This is a genomic window from Acidobacteriota bacterium (assembly GCA_019347945.1).
GTDB lineage: Bacteria > Acidobacteriota > Thermoanaerobaculia > Gp7-AA8 > JAHWKK01 > JAHWKK01.
The window spans coordinates 13,747-35,026 of the sequence record JAHWKK010000029.1; the positions used below are offsets into that span (position 1 = coordinate 13,747).

The 21,280-nt window shown below is 61.8% G+C and carries 20 protein-coding genes; 12 read left to right on the plus strand and 8 right to left on the minus strand.

Annotated features, from left to right (window positions below):
• Positions 1 to 43: 43 nt before the first annotated feature.
• From rodA to KY459_14785, 6 genes are all read right to left on the minus strand, one after another.
• Entirely contained in the window at positions 44 to 1,138 is a 1,095-nt protein-coding gene (rodA, locus tag KY459_14760; protein MBW3565970.1) for a rod shape-determining protein RodA, read from the minus strand.
• 1 nt (position 1,139) lies between these two features.
• Positions 1,140 to 3,086 carry a penicillin-binding protein 2 gene (gene mrdA / locus KY459_14765; protein ID MBW3565971.1) on the minus strand — a complete coding sequence of 649 codons (1,947 nt, stop codon included), beginning with the start codon at positions 3,084 to 3,086 and terminating at the stop codon, positions 1,140 to 1,142.
• Between the two features lie 4 nt (positions 3,087 to 3,090).
• Positions 3,091 to 3,570, minus strand: coding sequence for a rod shape-determining protein MreD (mreD, locus tag KY459_14770; GenBank protein MBW3565972.1), 480 nt, complete (start codon positions 3,568 to 3,570; stop codon positions 3,091 to 3,093).
• A 14-nt stretch (positions 3,571 to 3,584) separates the two neighbouring features.
• The gene (gene mreC, locus KY459_14775; GenBank protein MBW3565973.1) at positions 3,585 to 4,436 is read right to left on the minus strand and encodes a rod shape-determining protein MreC; all 852 of its coding nucleotides are present in this window, start codon (positions 4,434 to 4,436) and stop codon (positions 3,585 to 3,587) included.
• Positions 4,437 to 4,511: 75 nt separating this feature from the next.
• Positions 4,512 to 5,537 (minus strand): rod shape-determining protein, encoded by a 1,026-nt coding sequence (locus KY459_14780; protein ID MBW3565974.1) that lies wholly within the window; start codon positions 5,535 to 5,537, stop codon positions 4,512 to 4,514.
• Between the two features lie 96 nt (positions 5,538 to 5,633).
• Complete coding sequence (locus KY459_14785) at positions 5,634 to 7,073, minus strand: FecR family protein (protein MBW3565975.1); 1,440 nt, start codon at positions 7,071 to 7,073, stop codon at positions 5,634 to 5,636.
• Positions 7,074 to 7,980: 907 nt separating this feature from the next.
• On the opposite strand from KY459_14785, the gene KY459_14790 reads away from it, so the two are divergent.
• The 7 genes from KY459_14790 to cmk all read left to right on the plus strand — a co-directional run bounded on the left by KY459_14790 (position 7,981) and on the right by cmk (position 14,612).
• On the plus strand, positions 7,981 to 9,927 hold the full coding sequence (locus KY459_14790; protein ID MBW3565976.1) for a SurA N-terminal domain-containing protein: 1,947 nt from the start codon (positions 7,981 to 7,983) through the stop codon (positions 9,925 to 9,927).
• A gap of 44 nt (positions 9,928 to 9,971) precedes the next feature.
• Positions 9,972 to 10,313 (plus strand): acyl-CoA thioesterase, encoded by a 342-nt coding sequence (locus KY459_14795; protein ID MBW3565977.1) that lies wholly within the window; start codon positions 9,972 to 9,974, stop codon positions 10,311 to 10,313.
• A gap of 68 nt (positions 10,314 to 10,381) precedes the next feature.
• On the plus strand, positions 10,382 to 11,404 hold the full coding sequence (gene trpS / locus KY459_14800) for a tryptophan--tRNA ligase (protein MBW3565978.1): 1,023 nt from the start codon (positions 10,382 to 10,384) through the stop codon (positions 11,402 to 11,404).
• Positions 11,401 to 12,237 carry a segregation/condensation protein A gene (locus tag KY459_14805; protein MBW3565979.1) on the plus strand — a complete coding sequence of 279 codons (837 nt, stop codon included), beginning with the start codon at positions 11,401 to 11,403 and terminating at the stop codon, positions 12,235 to 12,237. Before trpS ends, KY459_14805 begins: the two co-directional genes overlap by 4 nt.
• Before the next feature lie 17 nt (positions 12,238 to 12,254).
• The gene (scpB, locus tag KY459_14810) at positions 12,255 to 13,004 is read left to right on the plus strand and encodes an SMC-Scp complex subunit ScpB (GenBank protein ID MBW3565980.1); all 750 of its coding nucleotides are present in this window, start codon (positions 12,255 to 12,257) and stop codon (positions 13,002 to 13,004) included.
• Positions 12,997 to 13,953, plus strand: coding sequence for an rRNA pseudouridine synthase (locus KY459_14815; GenBank protein ID MBW3565981.1), 957 nt, complete (start codon positions 12,997 to 12,999; stop codon positions 13,951 to 13,953). The genes scpB and KY459_14815 overlap by 8 nt, the downstream gene beginning before the upstream one ends.
• On the plus strand, positions 13,950 to 14,612 hold the full coding sequence (gene cmk, locus KY459_14820) for a (d)CMP kinase (protein MBW3565982.1): 663 nt from the start codon (positions 13,950 to 13,952) through the stop codon (positions 14,610 to 14,612). The genes KY459_14815 and cmk overlap by 4 nt, the downstream gene beginning before the upstream one ends.
• Positions 14,613 to 15,025: 413 nt before the next feature.
• Here the strand turns inward: cmk and KY459_14825 are convergent, their stop codons facing one another.
• Positions 15,026 to 15,526 carry a hypothetical protein gene (locus tag KY459_14825; GenBank protein MBW3565983.1) on the minus strand — a complete coding sequence of 167 codons (501 nt, stop codon included), beginning with the start codon at positions 15,524 to 15,526 and terminating at the stop codon, positions 15,026 to 15,028.
• Between the two features lie 305 nt (positions 15,527 to 15,831).
• A complete protein-coding gene (locus KY459_14830; protein MBW3565984.1) occupies positions 15,832 to 17,415 on the minus strand; it encodes a phosphoenolpyruvate carboxykinase in 1,584 nt (527 codons plus the stop codon).
• Between the two features lie 285 nt (positions 17,416 to 17,700).
• Here KY459_14830 and KY459_14835 point away from each other — a divergent pair, with 285 nt between their 5' ends.
• The 5 genes from KY459_14835 to KY459_14855 are packed head-to-tail and all read left to right on the plus strand — an operon-like array spanning position 17,701 to position 21,163.
• Entirely contained in the window at positions 17,701 to 18,558 is an 858-nt protein-coding gene (locus KY459_14835; GenBank protein ID MBW3565985.1) for a KpsF/GutQ family sugar-phosphate isomerase, read from the plus strand.
• A complete protein-coding gene (locus tag KY459_14840; protein MBW3565986.1) occupies positions 18,558 to 18,929 on the plus strand; it encodes a hypothetical protein in 372 nt (123 codons plus the stop codon). The genes KY459_14835 and KY459_14840 overlap by 1 nt, the downstream gene beginning before the upstream one ends.
• A 23-nt stretch (positions 18,930 to 18,952) precedes the next feature.
• Positions 18,953 to 19,573, plus strand: coding sequence for an outer membrane lipoprotein chaperone LolA (gene lolA / locus KY459_14845; protein MBW3565987.1), 621 nt, complete (start codon positions 18,953 to 18,955; stop codon positions 19,571 to 19,573).
• A gap of 44 nt (positions 19,574 to 19,617) precedes the next feature.
• On the plus strand, positions 19,618 to 20,109 hold the full coding sequence (locus KY459_14850; protein ID MBW3565988.1) for a YajQ family cyclic di-GMP-binding protein: 492 nt from the start codon (positions 19,618 to 19,620) through the stop codon (positions 20,107 to 20,109).
• A gap of 37 nt (positions 20,110 to 20,146) precedes the next feature.
• Positions 20,147 to 21,163, plus strand: a complete 1,017-nt coding sequence (locus KY459_14855; protein ID MBW3565989.1) for a polyprenyl synthetase family protein — start codon at positions 20,147 to 20,149, stop codon at positions 21,161 to 21,163.
• Positions 21,164 to 21,280: the final 117 nt, after the last annotated feature.

The following is a 21,280-nucleotide window of genomic DNA, read 5'->3' on the forward strand; positions in this document are numbered from 1 at the left end:
CGGAAAGTTCCAGAAAAGGAATCGATGAGCCCGGACCGTCGCGTCAGACGTTGACGTACTTCCGGAAATCGACGTTGAGGATGAGGCCGATCGCAAGGAAGAACATCATCGTCGAGGAACCTCCGTAGGAGATCAGCGGAAGGGGAATTCCGGTCGTCGGAAGGAGTCCGATCTGCATCGCTACATTGATGAAGACGTGGAAGATGAAGAACGAGATGAGGCAGATGACGAGAAACGCTCCTCCTCGATCCCTCGCGGATCTCGCGATGGTGAGCGCCTGGATGATCAGGAAGAGGTAGAGCCCGAGAACGACGGCAACTCCGATGAATCCGAACTCTTCAGCGAGTACCGAGAAGATGAAGTCGGTATGACTCGCGGGGACGTAGCCGTAGCGGGCCTGAGTGCTTTGCTTGAAGCCCTTGCCGGTGATCCCGCCCGAGCCGATGGCGATCTTGGCCTGGGTGACCTGATAGCCGCTTCCGAGCGGGTCGCGCTCCGGGTTGAGAAAGACGATGACTCTCTCCTTCTGGTAGGGCTGAAGGAGGTTCCAGGTAATCGGTGCCGCGACGGCGAGCAGGATCAGAGCCATCACCCAGTAGCGAGGCTTGATTCCGCCGAAGAACATCGCGGCGGCCAGAAGGGGAGCGTAGGTTGCCGCCGTGCCGAAGTCCGGCTGCATCGCGGTCAGGATGACCGGGATGCCAATGATCAGAGCGATCACGAGCAGAGTCTTGAAGTCGAGATAGCTGCGTGTCCTGGAGTCGAAGAACTTCGCCAGCGCGAGAGCCGTGAATATTTTCATGAATTCCGAGGGCTGAAACCGGAAATCGCCCGGCAGGATGATCCAGGACTTGACGTTGGCGGTGACGGCTCCCCAGATGAGGAGATAAATGAGCAGAGCTACTCCGATCCCGTAGAGGATCGGGGAGACGTCGAGCAGCGTGTGGTAGTCGACGGCGATGAAAATGGCCATGATGATGAGCGAGACCGCGATCCAGGTAATCTGCTTCTGGTGAAAGGGTGTCGTCGCGGTGAACCAGGTGGCCGAATAGATGGCGACGACTCCGATGGCGGCGAGCACGATTGCGGTGCCGAGAAAGTTGAGGTCGAGTCGGAGGATCGATCGGCTGTCGATCATCTCAGCGACTCCGGGTTTCTTCGCCCGCCCTCGGGAGGTCGCCCTCCCGCAACATTTCGATCTGCTCGGGATTGCTCAGGTCGCGGCGGTCCTGCGCGATCTGGCTGCGGAAATACGCCTTGTAGATCGAGCCGGCCAGCGGTGCGGCGTCCGACCCACCGTGGCCGCCATGCTCGGCCAGGACCGCGACGACGATCTCGGGATTGTCCTTCGGGGCGAAGGAAGCGAAGAAGGCGTGATCGCGAAACTTGAACGGGAGCTGCTCGGCTTTCACCCAGGTTGCCTGCGCGATCACCTGGATCGTTCCGGTTTTCCCGGCGACGTCGAATCCTTCGACGCGTGCGCGGCTCCCGGTGCCGCCGGGCTCATTGACCACCTTCCACAGCCCTTCGCGGACGCTGCGAAGCGCGTCGTCATCGAGCTCGACCTGCTGGAGCACCTCCGGCTGGGCGATGCGTCGTTCGACGGTGCGGTCGGGGTTGACCTGATCGACGATCCGGAGAACGTGCGGACGGTAGACTTCCCCTCCGTTTGCGATGGCGGCCATCATGTTCGCGGTCTGCAGAACGGTCACGAGCAGCGGCCCCTGACCGATCGAGACCGAGATCGTCTCGCTGTCGTACCACTTCCGGTTCTGAACTTCCCGGGCCCACGTCGTCGAGGGGATCAGGCCGGCCTTCTCGCCCGGGAGATCGATGGTCGTCCTCTCGCCAAAGCTGAGCTTCCGCGAGAACTCAGCGATCCGGTCGATTCCGAGCCGCTCGCCGACGTTGTAGAAATAGATGTCGCAGGAGACCTTGATCGCCCGTTCGAAGTTGACCGCGCCGTGACCCTCGCGCTTCCAGCAGCGGAACCGGCGCCCGAAGAAAACGTCGCTTCCTGCGCAATAAAACGTCGTCGACGGGTTGATGACGTTATTGGAGAAGCCAGCCATCCCCATGACGGTCTTGAATACCGAACCGGGGGAGTAGAGCCCCTGTGTCGCCCGATTGACCTCGATCCGGAACGGATTGGAGAGAATCGTCTTCCAGACTTCCGGGGTGAAGCGCCGGGAGTAGACGTTCGGGTTGTACGAGGGGGAGGAGACCATCGCGAGGATTTCTCCGGTGCGAGGATCGAGGGCGACGGCGGCACCGACGATCTCGTTCTCGGCGAAGAACTGCTCGGAGATGCGCTGAAGATCGAAATCGATCGTCAGAAAGATGTTCGAGCCGGGAAGCGGCTCTTTTCTCGCGTCGGTGTACTCCGAGAGAGTCCGGCCCCGGGAGTCGACGACCATGTAGTCCGCCCCGTCGTCACCCCGCAGAAACTCGTCGTAGATCAGCTCGACGCCGCGCTTTCCGATGAAATCGCCCATCTCGAGCGTCTTGTCTCTCTTGAGATCCTCGTCATTGGCCTCCCCGATGTACCCGAGTACGTGAGCGGCCATCGTGTCGTAGCGATAGTTCCTTCGTTGAATCGTCTCGATCTCGAGAGCCGGATAGACGTCGTGATGAGCTTCGATAACGGCAACTTCCTTCAGAGAGAGATCCTCGAAGAGAGGGAGGGGGAGCGCGGTCGGAACCTTGTTCTCGCGGGTGATCCTTTCGACTACGAACTCCGGTGACGTTCCCACGGTCTGAGCGACGAACTCGTGGAGTGCGGCCTTCTCCACGTCGGAGAGATCGCTGTAGTCGCGACGGCGGAGGCTGATCGTGTAGGAAGCCTCGTTATCGACGAGGATCTTTCCGTTGCGGTCGAGAATGAGCCCGCGTTTCGCGGGCACTTTGACCTCACGAAGTCGATTCGACTCGGCCAGCCCCTGGTACTCCTCGGCCTGAACCCCCTGGACGTACCAGAACGATCCGGCGATGAAAACGAAGCCGGCCACGATGAGCCATATGACGATGGTCACCCGTGTGTTGAGGACTTTCTGGTCGTTCCTGCTGGATCGTACATTCAGAGGCATAGGTTCAGGATCTCCTTGCCGCTTCCATCGGCGAGCGGTTCACCAGCAGTTTGGCACCGTGATAGATCAGCGCGCCGAGGAGCGAAGTGATCAATGTTTTCAGCAATAAACTCTGCCCGAAGATTTCAATCCGCTGGTCGAGAAGGATGTTCGCGAGTGCAAAAATGATCAATTCGTTGACTATCATCGCCCCGAGCAGCGTCAGCCCGAACAGCACGGGCCCACGCAATTCGATCTTCGAGCTGACGAGCGCCACGAAGTATCCGATGAGCGTCAGCGCGAAGGCGTGAAGGCCGAAGATCGCATTGGAATAGGCGTCCTGAACGAAGCCCGCAAGGACGGCCGCGGCGATCGTGCCGAGGATATTGCCCCCCATCGCGTAGTAGACGACCAGAATCATGTAGACATCCACGAAATTGAGCGCGTTGGGAAAGAATTTGTTGAGCAGTGAATGGATCGTCAGCGCCAGGATGAGACCAATCACGAATTGAGCGATTCTCACGGCTGATACTCCAGTACTTCTCGGGGAAGTTTGGTCGTGTTGATGATCAGCGCGGTGTCGAGTGCAGAAAAGGTCACGACCGGGGCGCACTTGATCCTCGTGAAGAGATCGCTTCCTTCCGAGACTTCGGTGACGGTTGCGACGGGGATGCCCGGCGGGTACACGCCGTCGATGCCGGCGGTGACGATCCGATCGCCGGGAACCACGTCGGCGAGTGCAGGGACCCTGGTGAGATCGAGCCCTCCCTCGCCGTCGCCCTTGAGGACTCCCTGCCGGTGCGTTCTCTCGATCCTGACTCCCACGGCCGACTTGGCGTCGATGACGAGCTGAACCTTCGAAAGATCGGGAGTGGTCAGAACGACGCGACCGATCAGGCCTTCGGGATTGACCACGGCATCGTTGATCTCGACCCCTGCATTTTCCCCCTGATCGAGCACCATCGACTTGAACGGACCGGCGGTATCGAGCATCACGATTCCCGACAGCGACGTTGGAAGCTCCGAGGTGAGGGCATAGCCGAGCGTCGCGCGCATGCGGCTGAGGTCGCCGGCTACGTTTCGCAGGTTGATGTTTTCTTCGGTGAGGCGCTCGACGCGATCTCTCAGCGTCCGGTTCTCCGCGACGATTCCGCGCAGGTCGACATAGCCATAGTAGGCGTCGGCCAGCGACTGGCCGACGGCGTTGACCCCTCTCGGTATCCAGGAGAAGGCCGCCATGAACGCGCGCTCGAGAAGCCTGGTCTGATTCGGGCCGCTCTCGGTCCTGGGATGCACGGCCATGATGCCTAGCAGAACGGCCAGAACGATGATCAGGATCAGTGTCGGTCTTCGTTGTACGGGTATCTGCATCGGGTCATCGCCTGGTCATGGCGTCTGAAGGACGTGGCTTGAAACAATCGTGCCGCGCCTTCGAGCCGCGCGGCATCAATCGACCGAGATCTTGCGGAGGAGATTGAAGTCGGAAAGCATCTGCCCGGTACCGAGCGCCACACATGCCAGAGGATCCTCGGCCAGTGTCACCGGGAGCCCGGTCTCCTCTCGCAGGCGCCGGTCGAGGTTCTTGAGCATCGCTCCTCCGCCGGCGATGATGATGCCCTTATCCATGATGTCGGCGGCAAGCTCCGGAGGGGTGCGCTCGAGAGCGACCCGGACCGCTTCGACGATCGTCGAGACCGGTTCCGAGAGAGCCTCGCGGATCTCCTCGTCCGATACGATCAGGGTTTTCGGCACGCCCTCGACCAGGTCGCGTCCCTTGATCTCCATCGACATCTCCGAGTCGAGTGGGAACGCGGAACCGATCTCGATCTTGATCTGTTCCGCGGTTCTTTCACCGATCAGCAGATTGTATTTGCGCTTGATGTACTGGATGATCGCGTCATCCATTTCGTTGCCGGCAACCCGAACCGAACGTGCGTAGACGATGCCCGCCAGCGAAATGACTGCGACGTCAGTCGTGCCTCCGCCGATGTCGACGATCATGTTTCCGGTCGGCTCGGTGATCGGAAGACCGGCACCGATTGCCGCTGCCATCGCCTGCTCGATCAGAAAAACCTCGGTCGCTCCGGCCCGAAGCGCCGAATCCTTCACCGCGCGCTTTTCCACCTGAGTGATCTCCGAGGGAACCGAGATGACGATCCGCGGCTTGACGAGGAAGCGCCTGCCATGCGCCTTCTTGATGAAGTAGTCCAGCATCTCCTCGGTGACGGCGAAATCGGCGATGACGCCGTCCTTCATAGGGCGGATCGCCACGATGTTGCCCGGCGTACGCCCCAGCATCTCCTTGGCTTCTTTGCCGACTGCCTCGACTTTGTTCGTCAGCTTGTTCTTCGCTACGATCGAGGGCTCGCGGACGACGATGTCCTTGTTCTTGGCGAAAACCAGAGTGTTGGCCGTCCCGAGATCGATCGCCAGGTCGTTCGAGAAGAGAGAAAAGATGGATTTCAGGCCCATTATTGGAAGTGTTCCCCGCTGTCTTGAGTAGTGGACAAAGTCAATGCCCGGACTGCAAAAGGCTTGCCCCCGGTAAATACGGTGCGCGCGAGGTTTCTACTCCTCGACGAGCACCCGCTCTCGCATCACCGTCTGGTTCCCCGCCGGATCGACCGCCTTGACGACCACGGTGTTGTAGCCGATCTTCCGGAAGGTGATCAGCTTCGAGAACGAACCATCGGAGCCGACCGGAACCTGCTCCTCGTCGATGAAAATCGAAGCGCCCGGCTCCGCGACTCCCCGTATGATGAAGTTCGGACCACCCAGGTGAGAGGGGCGATCGAGCTGGAGTGACGGCGGCGTCGTGTCCTGCGTGACCGAGACGCCCGGCCCCTCGGAGATCCCCGTCACACGAAAACGGCGATGGCCGGAGAACGGTCCCTGCTGCCCGTTGCGATCGATCGATGCGACCCGCCAGAAGAACGAGCCGGACGATGTCAGCCGTACCCGGGCGCTCGGCCGATCGCGGCCGGCGTCGATCTCGATGTTGCCGAAAAGCCGGGACCGCGAAACCTGAAGACGGTAACCGCCGGCAGCTCCCGGCACCGGGCGCCATTGAAGCTCGATGATCCGCCCCTTCGACGCCGATATGATCGCGTTGTCCGCTGGAGCCGTCAACGCCGGCGGCGATGTGTATCCTCGTACCTCGGAGAGTCGGCCGGAGGGATCCGCCTCGATCCTCTGCCCCTGCTCGAGCGAAACGGTCGGACCGCCGGACGAAGCAACCGAAGAGGTTCCGCGAACGGCGGCGATCTCGGTGCCTCCGCCGGTGCGAACGTCGATCAGAGTCGTCGAGGTCGTATTGACGGTGACCGCAGTTGCGGGCGTCGAAACGGTGGAGGCATCGTCACCTGTGTTGACTTCTATCGATCCGATCTCCATCGAGACCGAGCCCGAGCGGCTCGCCGGCTGGCCGGGGCGGCGCGGATAGATTTCGAGCAGCCCGCGGGGCCCGATCGTGTAGAGTGTTCCATCGCCGAAGAAGATCTCGGCCGAGGAGTTTTCCGCGGTTCGAACCCAGTCACCTCTCTGAAGCGCGCTCCGCGCGGTCGCGCGAAGCCAGTCGCCGCTTCCGCCTCGCTGAAACTCGACCCTCCCCTCCACAGTCAGGAACTGGGCCGCGGCGCGGGCTTCCCCCTCGAGCCGCGACAGCACCGAGCGGGCCGTCGCCTCGGCTTCCCGCGCGAGTGTCTCGGCGGCGGGATAGTCGGTTCCCTCGAACGCATCCGACGCCCTCCCGAGCGTCGACTCCGCGGAATCGTACTGGGACCGGAACTCCTGAAGATTCGGCAGGGCCGCCATCTCGTTGAGCGAGTGCTCGGCGGCTTCGATTGCTGCCTGGGCCCGCTGCCTGGGCGTGCTGCCGAGGATTTCGTCCCTGAAAAGCCAGACCGTCCCCGCGACCAGAAGCAGAAGAAGGATGCCCCCGATCAATCTGAGCTTGTCGATTGAGATCAGAAACCAATCGAACGTCGATTCGCCGTCGTCCCTCGCCATCCGTCGCGTCGAATCATACCTTAAGGAGGTTGGAGGTTGGAGGTTGGAGGTTGGAGGAGCCAGGATCCAGGATTCAGGTCTGCCCGCGCTGCGCCGCGCTCAGAATGACGAATATTGTGTTTGTGCGCGACGCGACGATCATGGACGAATGTTTGCTCTGGCGAAAACCACCCCCTCGTTATCCTGAGCAATTGACCGGCGCGTTGCGCCGGTGTATCGGAAATGACACCCGTGAGTAGAGAAAACCACCGCACGCCCATACTCAAACCCACGTCATCCCGAGCGGGCGGTCGGGCGGGGCAAGCGAGGGACCTTGCAGGGTGGGACATCAGGCCAGCCGAAGCGCTGCGAAAGGTCGAAGTCCAACAATTTCATGATCGTTTCATTAGAAGCAATTGACCGGCGCGTTTGCGCCGGTGAAGCGGAGATGAAAACCGGAGCCCGCAAACCCCGCACCCCATACTCAAACCCACGTCGTCCCGAGCGGGCGGTCGAGCGGGCAAGCGAGGGACCTTGCAGGGTGGGACATCAGGCCAGGCGAAGCGTTGAGAGTGGTCGCGTCCAGGAAGTTCGCCGTCGTGTCATTAGGAGCCGCCGAAGGACGGCGAAGGATCTGGGGGAAGGCTCGTGAAAGAAAGTGACGAGTGAGGGCAACGGTGACTCACGATCCGCCGCCCAGATTCTTCGCCCGCGCTACGCCGGGCTCAGAATGACGACTGCTTCGCTCTCAACTCTGAATCCTGAATCCTGAATCCTGAGTCCTGAATCCTGACTCCTCCAACCTCCAACCTCCAACCTCCAACTCATTCACTTTCCGGGGCCCCGGAAAGTGAATGAAATTCAGCGGGTGCCGCCCTCCGTTGGGGAAGGTCGCTAACGAGTCGTTTCCTCAGGAGGTTCATCGCTCATGCTCAAAGCGATGCGTGACAGCTTCAAGCATCTCAAATGGATTCTTTTTCTGATCGTCTTCGCGTTCGTCTTCCTGGTCTTCGCGGACTGGGGTGGCGCGAACCAGGCGACCGCGACCGCGGGTGCGCCGTGGGCCGCCCGTGTCAACGGGGAGACGATCGAAGTGATCGACTTTCAGCGACTGCTTCAGGGAACCGCATTCCAGTACGAGCAGTCGCTCGGTCGCAAACTGACCCAGGACGAGCTCGCACAGTTCGGCATTCAGGAGCAGGTGATGACCTCGCTCGTGAATCAGAAGCTGATGCTCCAGGCGGCCGAGGAGATGGGGCTCGTCGTGACCGATCAGGAGCTGCGGGAGGAGATTGCCAGGATTCCCGTGCTCTATCCGAATGGTCAGTTCGTGGGAACCGATAAGTACGAGTACTACGTCAGATCAGTCCTCCAGTATCCGAGCACCGCTGAATTCGAGGACGCAGTGGCGAGGGAGATCGCGATCCGCAAGCTCAACCGCGTCTTCCGCGACTCGATCGTGATTTCCGACGCGCGTGCCGAGCAGGAGTACCGGAACCGCAGCGAATCCGCCCAGATCGAGTACCTGCTCGTGCCGGTGGAGACCCGGCTGGACAGCGTCACCGTCTCGGATCAGGACGTCAACGACTACTACCTCGAGAACACGCGAAACTATACGCACGCGGCACAGAAGAGAATCGAGTACCTCACAGTCGACGAGTCGCGACTCAGAAACGAGATCACCATCACGGAAGACGCCGTCCGTGCCCGCTTCAATTCAACCAGCTCGGAGCTGGACGAAGTGTCCGCCCAGCACATTCTCCTCACGGTCGACCCGGGAGCGGCTCCCGAGGACGAGCAGAAGATCGCCGATCTCGCCGAGAGTCTCGCCCGGCGTGCCCGTGCCGGTGAGGACTTCGGAGCGCTCGCGAGCGAGTATTCGGAAGATCCCGGATCGGCGGCGACGGGAGGCGATCTCGGAACGTTCAGCCGTGGGCGTATGGTTCCGGCATTCGAGCAGGCGGCGTTTTCCACGCCGGTCGGTCAGATCAGCGATCCCGTCCGCACCCAGTTCGGTTATCACGTCATCAAGGTCAACAGCCGGGACGTGCCGGACTTCGAGGAGATGGCCCCGGCGATCCGCGAGGAACTGATGGCGGAGCGAGTCGCGGTCGTCGCGAAGCAGCGACTCGAGGCGATCCGGGCCCGGCTCGGGGAGTCTGCGACGCCTGAGGAGTTCCGGGCCGAGGCGGACGGAGCCGTCGTTCTGAGCCAGTCTCCATGGTTCGCCGAGCGCGGTCCGATCGAGGGCCTCGGACGCGTGCCGGAAATCAATACGTGGGCGTTCGATACGGGAGTGGAGAACGGCGCGATCGGCCCGGTGACCGAATCTGGTCAGCTCGCGGGTCCGCTTCTTCCGAGAATTCTCGCGTCGAGGGAACCGGGCATCACGCCTCTCGAGGAGATCCGCGCGCAGGTCGCGCAGGAAGCCAGGAGAGCGGCGGCGCGGGCAGCGATCGAACGGGAGATGAGCTCGGGAGACTACCAGAGCATCGAAGCAGCGTCCGGTTCGCTCGGGCAGCCCGTGAGGGAAGCAGTCGTGCGTCCGAACACACCTGTCGAGGGTCTGGTCGGTTCATCCGCGGCGCTCGTCCGCGCGGCGCTGGAGGCCGAAGAGGGAGCAATCGGCGGCCCGGTGACGATCGACAGCGGAGTCGTGCTGTTCGAGGTGGTGGAAAAGACGGTATTCGATCCGGCGAAATTCGCCGAGGAGAAGGCGAACCTGATCGAAGAGCTCAGATCGAAAGAGAGTGCGGAGCTGCGGGATGCGATGCTCGACGAGCTGCGCCAGCGAGCGAGGCTGGAGGTCAACCAGTCCTTGCTCGAGGGGCAGGATCGCGCCGGGCAGGACCACGCCGGGCACGGCCACATTTGACCGAGCCGCTCGCACCGCTTCAGGAACCATCGATCCGTGTCCTGATGATGCCGCGCGACACGAACGCGCACGGAACGATTTTCGGCGGCGTCATCCTCTCCTACATCGATCAGGCGGGAGCGATCGAAGCGAGACGGCAGGGGGCACGGCTGGTCGTGACCGTGTCGATGGACCGGGTCGTGTTTCACGAGCCGGTTCAGGTTGGAGACCTGGTCAGCTTCTACACCGAGGCCATACGGATCGGCCGTTCGTCGGTGACCGTCAAAGTGGTGGTGAAAGCCGCGCGCGCAGAGACCGACATGGCGACCGTGACGGTCACGGAGGCGCAGGTCGTCTACGTGAATCTCGACGAGAGCCGCAGACCATCTCCCATCACACGCGCATGATAGACTCCCGCTCCTTCCAGGGCGGGTCTTCCGCTCGAGCAATCCACAATCTTTCCGGGAGTTGATCGATCTTGACTGACAAAGGGAGCAACGTCGTACTCAGCGGTCTTCGGCCGACGGGTCCGGTGCATCTCGGCAACTACTTTGGCGCGATTCGAAACTGGGTCCGGCTCCAGGATGAGGGCGTTTACGACTGCTTCTACGTCGTGGTCGACTGGCATGCTCTCACCTCCGATTACGCGGACCCTGGTCATATCCGTCAGGCCGTTTTCGAAGCGACCGCCGACTGGCTCGCTGCCGGACTCGATCCCTCCCGATCGACGATCTTCCTTCAGAGCGAGGTCAAGGAGCATGCGGAGCTTCACCTGCTGCTGTCGATGGTCACGCCACTGCCCTGGCTCGAGCGGGTTCCCACCTTCAAGGAACAGCAACAGCAGCTCGCCGAGAAAGATCTGAATACCTACGGCTTTCTCGGCTATCCGCTGCTCCAGACGGCCGACATCATCATCTACAGGGCCGGCCACGTTCCGGTCGGGGAGGATCAGGCCGTGCATCTCGAGCTCTCGCGGGAGATCGTCCGGCGCTTCAACAACTTTTACGGGCCCGTTTTCCCCGAGCCTCAGGCCCTTTTCACCGAAACGCCGAAGGTTCCCGGGACCGACGGAAGGAAGATGTCGAAGTCGTACGGCAACACGATTCCTCTCACTGCACCGGAGGAGGAGATCCGCGCGATCGTGGCGAATCTCTTCACCGATCCGAACAGGATCCGGCGGACCGATCCAGGCAATCCCGACATCTGCAATCTCTTTCAGTTCCACAAAATCTTCACCGACGAGGAGACGCGGGACCGCGTCGATCGCGAGTGCCGGGCGGCCGAGATCGGATGCGTCCAGGACAAGAAGCTCCTCGCCGACATCATGGTCGAGGCACTCGCGCCGATCCGCGCCCGCCGCGAAGAGCTCGACCGCAACCCGTCGTACGTGTGGGACGTGCTCCGGGACGGAAGCAAACGCGCCCGGCAGCGCGCCGCGGAAACGCTCGAAATGGTTCGCTCGTCGATGTCGCTTTCCTATCCGGAGCTGCGCCGATGACAGGAGTGGACCGCGTCGAACAACCGATCGCCGGAACCGGCCGGGGGGAACAGTCGCCACCGGATGAGGCGTCGTATCGGGTTACTCTGCCGGCATTCGAGGGCCCTCTCGATCTTCTCCTTCATCTCATCAGGAAACACGAGATCGACATCTACGACATCCCGATCGTTCTGATCACCGATCAGTACAACGCGTACCTCGGGGCGATGGAAGAGCTCGATCTCGAGATCGCGGCCGATTATCTCTACATGGCCGCGCTGCTGGTGCACATCAAATCGAAGATGCTGCTCCCCGCGCGGGAGAGCGGCGAAGACGAGGGGGAACAGGAAGACCCACGCGCCGAGCTCGTCCGGCGGCTCGTCGAATATCAGAAGTACAAGGCGGTGGCCGAGACGTTTGCCGAGATCGACGTTGTCCGGATCGGGGTGTGGAGCCGGCCGGTGGCAATGAAGCCGGATCCGGGGGAGGAAACGCCCGAGCTCGACATGAGCGAAGTCTCGCTTTTCGATCTCGTCGGTGCGTTTCACACGGCGATGCAGCGCTACAGGAGCGCGCATCCGGCACCTCTCGAGCTGAGACGCTCCGTTCATCGGATCTCCGACAAGATGAACGAGCTGATGTCGGCGGTCGCGCAAGCCTCCGAGCCGATCGGGCTTCTCTGGTTCCTCGAGGGACGCGATCGCCCGGAGCTCGTCGCGATTTTTCTCGGCATGCTCGAGCTCGTCCGCCTCGGCGGCATATCCATCAGGGAGGATTCGCGTCGCGGTCTCGTGATTCACCGCACCGGCCGGGAGATCACAGTCGATCAGCTTTCTGCTTTCGAGGACGCCTGAGAGTATGGTGAGGATTTATGAATGAAAATGAGATTCGTGCCGCGATCGAAGCCATCTTGCTCGCCTCGGCTGAGCCGGTCTCGCTGGCCGAGCTGACCAATGCGATCGGAGACACCGACCTGTCCGCCGTGGACGCGCAGATCTCCGAGATCGAACGACGTTCCGGGGAGCACTTCGGCGGCATCCGGCTCGAAAGGGTCAGCGGCGGATTCAGGTTCGCAACCAGACCGGAGTACGACCCTTACCTTCGGAAATTCTTCGAGAAAAGGCGCGAGAACCGACTGTCGATTGCATCCCTCGAGACGCTCGCGATCGTAGCGTATCGCCAGCCGATCACCGGGCCGGAAATCTCCGAGCTCCGCGGAGTGAACTCGTCGGGTGTTCTCCGAACGCTCCTCGACAAGAAGCTCATCCGGATCGCCGGTCGGAAGAATGTCGTCGGGAGCCCTTTTCTCTATCGGACGACCAGCGAATTTCTGATGCATTTCGGCCTGGAGAAGATTCAGGACCTCCCGGATCTCGAGGAGTTCGGTCAGCTGGTCGGAGAAATGGTCGAGGGAGAGCTCCTCCTCTCCGGTCTCAATACATCGGACGGGATCAGCGAAGTCCCCTTCGAGGACGATTCCGAGGAGCCTTCAGCGGAAGAGATGTTCGAGGAAGACGAGATCACCGAACCGACGGAGGACGGCGCCCACGACGAAGAAGACTCCGAACGGAAGGAGTCCGCTACCCCGGTCGTCGCTGGTGATGGTGAGAAGGATGGCTGAGGAACGAGTCCAGAAGCTCATCGCCCGAGCAGGGCTCGCGTCGCGTCGTGAGGCGGAGGATCTCATCCGGTCGGGCGAGGTCACGGTCAATGGCGAAGTCGCCGAGCTCGGGACGAAGGCAGATGCGGTCCGTGACCACATCAAGGTTCGTGGAAAGCTGCTGCGACCCCCCGAGGAGAAGCGTTATGTTCTTCTCAACAAGCCGCAGGGTTACGTGACGACTATGTCGGACCCGGAGGAACGGCCGACGGTGGTCGATCTCGTCGGGCCGCTTCGGGAGCGGCTCTTCCCCGTTGGCAGGCTCGACTTCAATTCCGAGGGGTTGCTGCTGCTCACCAACGACGGCGAGCTGGCCGATCGGCTGACGCATCCGCGATACGGCTGCTCGAAGCTCTACCGGGTGAAAGTGCAGGGGAGTCCGGACGAAGCGACGCTCGAGAAGCTTCGTCGCGGAATCCGGCTCGAGGACGGGACAAAGACGAGACCGTGCCGGATCGAGCGCGTGCGGCGCGGCCGGACAGCGGACTCCTCCAATGCCTGGCTCGAGGTCACCCTCACCGAAGGAAAGCAGCAGCAGATCCGTCGGATGTTCGATCTCGTTGGCCACCGGGTCATGCGACTCCGCCGGATCGCGATCGGAGGGCTTCGCGATCCGAAACTTCCGCGGGGGCAATGGCGCGATCTCTCCCCCGACGAGGTGGCCCTTCTCACGACTGAACCGAAGAAACCGGTGCCGCGAGATCCCGGCGGCAGAGGAAAGTCCGGGAAGAGAGGACCCGGGAGGGGGAAGGCGGTCTCAGCCGGACCAAAACGGAAGGCTTCCTCCGGTGGTCGGTCGAAGGGGCGGGATTCGAAGGCGAAAAGTCGTTCTCCCAGGGCGGGGTCGGGGAAACCCGCCGGGCGGAGCGCGGGGACAAAGGGCGCCCGGAAGCCGCGAGGACGGAAGTGATCATCGTCGCCATCGACGGGCCATCCGGTGTCGGGAAGTCGAGCACGAGCAGGGCGGTCGCCCGCCGGCTGGCCATTCCGCACATCGATACCGGAGCGATGTACCGCGCGGTTGCACTCCGCGTGATCGAAGCGGGAATCGATCCATCGGACGAGATCGGTGTCGTCGATCTCGCTTCGCGCACAACCGTCGATTTCGAGACCCGGAACGGCGAGAACGAAGTGGTCGCCGACGGGGAAAATGTGGCGGGAAAGATCCGGACACCGGAGGTCAGTCTGGTTGCGAGCACAGTTTCGGCTCACCCCGGCGTGCGTCGAAGGCTCGTCGCACTGCAGCAGGAGATCGGCAGAAGATCGGGGGGGGTGCTGGAAGGGCGGGACATCGGAACGAAGGTGTTTCCCGATACACCCCACAAGTTCTTTCTGACGGCGAGCCCGGAGGTGAGAGCGGGTCGTCGCTGGCGGGAGCTGAAGCAGAAGGGTGTGGACGCTTCGCTCGAAGAGGTTCTCTCGGATCAGGAGAGACGGGACCGGCAGGATTCTACGCGAGTCGACTCACCTCTGACGGTCAATGAAACGTACCGGGTGATCGATACCTCGGAGATGACCGTGGAGGAAGTCGTCGACGTGATCGTCGAATCGGTCGGCGATGCAGGCTGAGAGAGGATTGTCGGGACTTGCGCGATGTCCCCACCACCGGGAGGGCGAGGCGCCTGCCGAGCCGCACCGTCTCGAGCTTGCCCGAATCAAACCTGAAACCCACGACGTCCCATCCCCCCGGGAGGGCGAGGCGCCTGCCGAGCCGCACCGTAGCGAGCTTGCCTGAATCAACCCTGAAACCCAGGACGTCCCATCCCCCCGGGAGGGCGAGGCGCCTGCCGAGCCGCACTGTCTCGAGCTTGCCCGAATCAAACCTGAAACCCACGACGTCCCATCCCCCCGGGAGGGCGATGCGCCTGCGAGCCGCCCCGTAGCGAGCTTGCCTGAATCAACCCTGAAACCCGCGACGTTCCATTCCACCGGGAGGGCGATGCGCCTGCCGAGCCGCCCCGTAGCGAGCTTGCCTGAATCAATCATCGCGGCCGCCTCTGCCGAGCCTCGACAGGTCCCGACCAACGGCCCGAATTCCACACGATCCGGTGCATCTCTCCCTGAAACGGCCATGCGTCAGGGTCGTTCACCAAAGCTTTTCGCACGGGGTTCCACCGCACGTACTCCCACCGGTCGGCATAATGAGACTCACTCCTGATGCGAGTGTCCCATTCGCCGCTCTGCATACGTATCCCCGTTCGACGCGTGACGAGACTTTTCCAGAACATGACCCAACGAGTGAAATCGTGCTCCGCCGAGGTCGGTGCGCAGAAGTAGTGAATGTGGTCGGGCATGATGACAAATCGCCCGACGAGGAAACGGTCAGCCTCTTCCCAGCATTCGACCAGGCTCTCCATGAACGCCTCGTTGGCGAGGATGGGACGTCTGTCGCGCACGCAAACCGTATCGAGAATGATCGTTGGCTGATCATCGCGCCACGATACCCCTCGAGCGGGTCGGCGGCGGTGGGGCAACTTTGCCATGATTCAGGATACCTCGGGGGTGGGGGACAATTGCGCCAGTTCGTCGCGGTGCGGCTCGGCAGGCGCCTCGCCCTCCCGGTGAGATGTTTCATCGCGCCAGTTCGTCGCGGTGCGGCTCGGCCGGCGCCTCGCCCTCCCGGTGAGATGTTTCATCGCGCCAGCTTGTCACGGGGCGGCTCGGCGGGCGCCTCGCCCTCCCGGTGAGATGTTTCATCGCGCCAGCCCGTCGCGGTGCGGCTCGGCGGGCGCCTCGCCCTCCCGGTGATGGGGGAGATTGCGCAACCTCGTCAGTTGAACCGGATTGCCTATTCTTCGTCGGGAGCCGGGACGGCGTCGATGATGCGCGGATCGAGGCCGTTCCACTTTTCGAGGTACTCCCGCCGCTCGGTCTTGTACCGGTCCGCGAGGCCGAGATACTCGTCGATCCGGTTCTGCCTCTCGTAGAGCCGTTTCGGTTTCAGGAAATCGAGATCCTCCCCTTCGAAGCCGGGAACGGAGCGGGCGATCTGATAGCCGAACTCCTCGTCGACCTCCCATTCGATCGTCCCCTCGGCGATTGCCTCCACGATGGCGCTGGAATGCCGGATCTTCACTTTCTTCGATCGTTCGTCGTTCTCGCCCCCTCCGATCCTTCCCGTATTCATCAGGTAGACGTCCATCGGGGATCCTTCGAAGAGCTCGAGGAAACGGTTGCCCTGGAGAGCGTGGAGAAGAGGGAAGAACGGATTGGTTCCCGGAACGCGCAGGCTCTTGCCAGCTTCGGCAGCTCCACCGGCGCTCGTTCCCTTGGTCTCGCCGAGCATGAAGAAAGCCGCAGCCGTGGCTCCCTCGAGTTTGGCCACGGCGGGAATGATGTTCTCGTTCCGGTTGAGAATGAGGAGAAAGTCCGCCTTGTCGATCTCGCGGGCATCGGCGCTGCCGGCGACGTCGGCCATCCGGATGACGGCGCGACCGTTCTGCGTGTAGCTGGTGTCGAAGAAATCGACCTTTCCGTCCTTGTCCATCGAGACATTCTCGAGCCAGGCGGAGGGCTGGGTGACCGCGTCGTAGATGGTCGGCTCGTCGTCGCGGCTCAGCCCGAACGTCTTGGCGAAGCAGCCGTTCTCGGTGGCGACGATCTTACCTCCCGGCATCAGGGCGACGAAGTCGTCCTGGACCGGTGACGAGTCGTTCTGTTTCGTGAAGGTCGTCGTCGTCTTTCCCGTGCCCGACAGACCGACGATGAGTCCGGTTTTCTTGTTTCCGTCGACCGGGATCACCTTGCATCCGGCGTGGAGCGGCAGGCCGCCTCTGTCGTACATCATCCGGTTCCACATCCGGAGGCCCCCCTTTTTCGATTCGCCGAAGTAGTCCGAATTGAATACCCGGGTGATATTCGCGGAGAGGTCGACCGCAATCAGCCGGTCCTCGGGGTAGCCCTCCATTTTGAGATTCGGGGTGTAAATCACCTGGACAGCGGGCTCGAACGACTCGAGGTCTTCCTCCGAAGCGGGGTAGTAGAGGATCTGCTGCATCGCCGCGATGTTGGCGTGGGACTTTTCGATGATCAGCCTCGCCGGGGTCCGGTATTCCGGGTCGTTCCCGATGTAGCCCTCGATGACGATCATCTCCCGATCGCGGACGTATTTGTCCTGCAGCGCGGCGACCCGGTCGTATTCGTTTCGTGTGATGGTCTGATCCGAATGCTCCCGGGACGAGTCGGTTGCGATGAAGGTCGAGAGCTTGCTCCGGGAGGTGACCCGGGTCTCGACGTTGAGGTTGTCGAACTCGGTGACGCGGGCATTCGGCATCGCGGCTGCCATCTCGCGAAGCTCCGACTGGGAAGGGTTCCAGAAGATTTTCTTCGGTTCCACGGGCAGGGTTCTCGACACGGTCGCGTGCTCTGTCATTCAGGTCCTCTCGTTGGGTCCGGGCCGCCTCTGATCCGGGTGAGGGGGGCGCCCAGCGAAAGCGTGAAGTCTATCACCGGAGCGGTTCCGCCGCCCGTTTCAGTGGCATGGCCCCCGGTCCGGTACGGTGGTATTCTTCGCCGCGTGAGCTCGGAGGACATCGGGGAGAACGATCGGGCGCTCCACCCAGCCCTTCTGGAAGGGCGGAGAGTCCTCGAGGTCGAGTCGGCCGCCATCGGAGAGCTCGTCTCCCGGCTCGATGAATCGTTCATTACAGCCGTCGAAATGATCCGTGATGCCAATGGGCGGGTCGTAACCATGGGGATCGGCAAATCGGGAATCATCTGCAGGAAGATCACAGCGACGCTGGCCTCGACCGGAACGCCGTCGCTGTTCCTCCATCCCGCCGAGGCTATTCATGGGGATCTGGGGATGGTGGTGAGGGGGGACGTGGTGCTGGCGGTTTCCAACTCTGGTGAAACCGAGGAGATGGTCAAGCTGGTCGAGCCGATCAAGCGGATCGGTGCGAAGCTGATCTCGATCACGGGGAAGCCGGCCTCGTCGCTGGCGCGGCATGCTGACGTCCACCTGTCGGCGGAGATCAGCCGCGAGGCGTGTCCGCTCGGTCTGGCCCCGACGGCCTCCACGACGGCGTCGCTTGCGCTGGGAGATGCTCTGGCGATGGCGGTGCTCGTCGCGAGAGGGTTCAGAGAGGAGGACTTCGCGTTTCTCCATCCTGGCGGGAAGCTCGGGAAGCGGTTTCTCCGAGTCGTCGACCTGATGCACGCCGGCGACGAGATCCCGGTTGTCGCGGAAGATACGCTGATGCGGGAAGTGATCTACGAGATGTCTCGGAAGGGCTTCGGGATCACGGCGGTGGTCGACGGTGACGGGAAACTGACCGGGGTGATCTCGGACGGCGATCTGAGGCGTCTGCTGGTCGAGGACGAGCGGATGGTGGGGAAGAGGGCCGTCGAGTGCATGCATGGGAATCCCAGAACCATCGATGGCTCAGAGCTGGCATCGGCAGCACTTGCGATCATGGAGAATCGAAAAATCACATCGTTGTTCATCACGGACGACGCAGGACGACCGGAGGGGATCCTCCACATTCACGATCTATGGGGAATCGAGCTCTTCTGATGGCCGACGAAGCGAAGGAAGTGACCGAAGCGCCGGTTGTTCTCCGATTCATCGACGGGAGGACAGTTCGCCTGAGCTCGACTCCGACGATCGACATGGAAGCCCGGACCGTCGCATTTGCCGACGGTTCGCACGAGTCGATTCGATTCGATCAGCTCAAGGCGATCTTCTTTCGAGGTAGAGAAGACTCTCCGTCTTCGGGAAGCCTCGTGTCGATCGAGTTCGGGGATGGCGAGGTACTTCGCGGGATTGCTCCCGAATACAATCCGGCGTCGCCGGGTTTCTATCTTCATCCGACGGAAGACACGCGAATCGGCAAAGCATTCATCGTAACCGGCGCGGTCAATTCCATCGACGTCGAGCGTTTCTGACGCCCCGTCGGAAGGAGATCATGATGAAAACCCTCAGAGTTTCTCTGACAGCTTTGTTCGTCGCATTCGTTGCTTCGGGCGTGTCGGCTTCGACCGCATCCGAGCTTCGCGACGCTCTGATGAAGAGCGCCGGTCATCGCGCCGACTTCACCCAGGAGTTCACGGCAAAGGGCTTCAGCAAACCGCGTGTCGAATCGGGGAGCGTCGTGATTGGAAAACTTCCGAACATGCGCTGGAGCTACGAGAGCCCGGAGGTCAAGACGTTCGTTTTCGACGGCACGACCTCGTGGTTCTGGGCGAAGGAAGACAACCAGGTGCTCGTTCACGAGGTGGGCGCGGACGAGAGAGCGTCGCTCCCATTCGTGTTTCTGACGAACACGGAGTGGCTCGAACAGAATTACGCGATCTCGCAGGAGTCGAGGCAGGGCTCGAAGGTCGTGAAGCTCGCACCGAAAAAGCGGGGACTCGTCAGCGAGATCGAGATCGAGGTCGATCGCAGATCCGGATACGTCCGCGAGCTGAGCTGGGTCGACGACGCGGGCAACCGGACCAGGTTCCGGCTGTCGAACTACCGGCCGGTCCGAGTCGCTGCATCGACGTTCTCCTTCGACCCGCCTCCGGGCGCCTCGGTTGTCGAGAACTGACGAGAACTGACGAGAACTGACGAGAACTGAGAAGGGGAGGACAGGTGGCCAAAGACTTTTCATTCGACGTCGTTTCCGAGACGGACTTCCAGGAAGTGATCAACGCCGTGAATCAGGCGCAGAAGGAGCTTTCGCAGAGGTTCGATTTTCGCGGAAGCAAGAGCTCGATCGAGATCAAGGATCAGGAGATCGTGCTCGTGAGCGACGACGAGCAGAAGCTGGCGAGCGTCAGAGACGTTCTCGAGAGCAAGCTCGTCAAGAGGAAGGTCTCGCTGAAGGGAATCGACTATCAGAAGGTCGATCAGGCTTCGATGGGGACGGTCCGGCAGCACGCAAAAGTCGTTCAGGGAATCGAGCAGGAGAAGGCGAAAGCGATCGTCAAGACGATCAAGGACGCGAAGATGAAGGTCCAGGCTTCGATTCAGGGCGACCAGGTGCGGATCTCGGGTCGCAACAAGGACGAGCTTCAGGCGGCCATGGCGATCATCCGCGAGAAGGACTTCGGCATCCCGATTCAGTTCCAGAACTACCGCTGATTCTCCGGCGGGCCGAAATGGTTTATTCTTCGGAACTGTGACGATTTCCCGAGGCTCAATCGCCCGCGAGGCGACCGCCGCCACAACCGCGAAGTTTCTCGAAGTGATCGCGCCTCGTCTCCTTCTCGTCGAGGAAGAGCTGGAAAAGAACTTCCGCTCGGAGATCGCCACGATCAACGACGTCGGCCAGCATATTCTCGCGGGAGGGGGGAAACGGATCCGGCCCGCGCTGCTGCTCCTCTCCTCGTCGATGATCGGTTACGAGGGGGATGCCGACGTCCGGTACGCGGCGGTCATCGAGCTGATCCACACCGCGACGCTGGTTCATGACGACGTCATCGACGGCGCCGATACCAGACGCGGTCGCAGCTCGGTCAACTACCACTGGGGAAATCATCTGACGGTTCTGGTCGGAGACTATCTGTACACCCATGCGATGAAGATGGCGATTCGCGAAGGGCGGATGGAGATCGTCGATCTTCTCTGCGACGCGACGATCCATCTCACCGAGGGTGAGATCCTGGGGCTCGAGACGAAGGGGCGGATCGATCTGACCAGTGACGAGTACTTCGAGCTGATCGGCAGAAAGACGGCGTCGCTTTTCGCTGCCGGCTGCCAGCTTCCCGGACACCTCGTCGATCTCGACCCGGCCGAGCTCCGCGCGCTTCACGATTACGGATACAACCTGGGAATCTGCTTCCAGCTCACCGACGACCTGCTCGACTACACGCAGACCGCGAATGTGATCGGCAAGCCGGTTCTGGCGGATCTCCGCGAGGGGAAGGCGACGCTCCCGTTGATTCTCGCGCTGCAGGACGCCTCCGGCGACGACGTCGACCGGGTCAGGCGGATCGCCGGCGAGAACGTCTTCGAGAGCGGGGACGAGCGCGCGTTGCTCGAGATGCTCGAGCGGCACCGGGCGATCGATCGCGCCAGGGAGATTGCACGCGAGTATGCCGACCGGGCGCTGGGCGCGCTCGAATCGTTTCCGGCGTCGGTGTCGCGCGAAGGGCTCGAGTTCGCGGTCGGCTATGTCCTCGACCGCGATCGCTGAGGTTGGAGGTTCGAGGTTGGAGGTTGGAAGAGTGAAGAGTGAAGAGTGAAGAGTGAAGAGTGAAGAGTGAAGAGTGAAGAGTGAAGAGTGAAGAGTGAAGAGTGAAGAGTGAAGAGT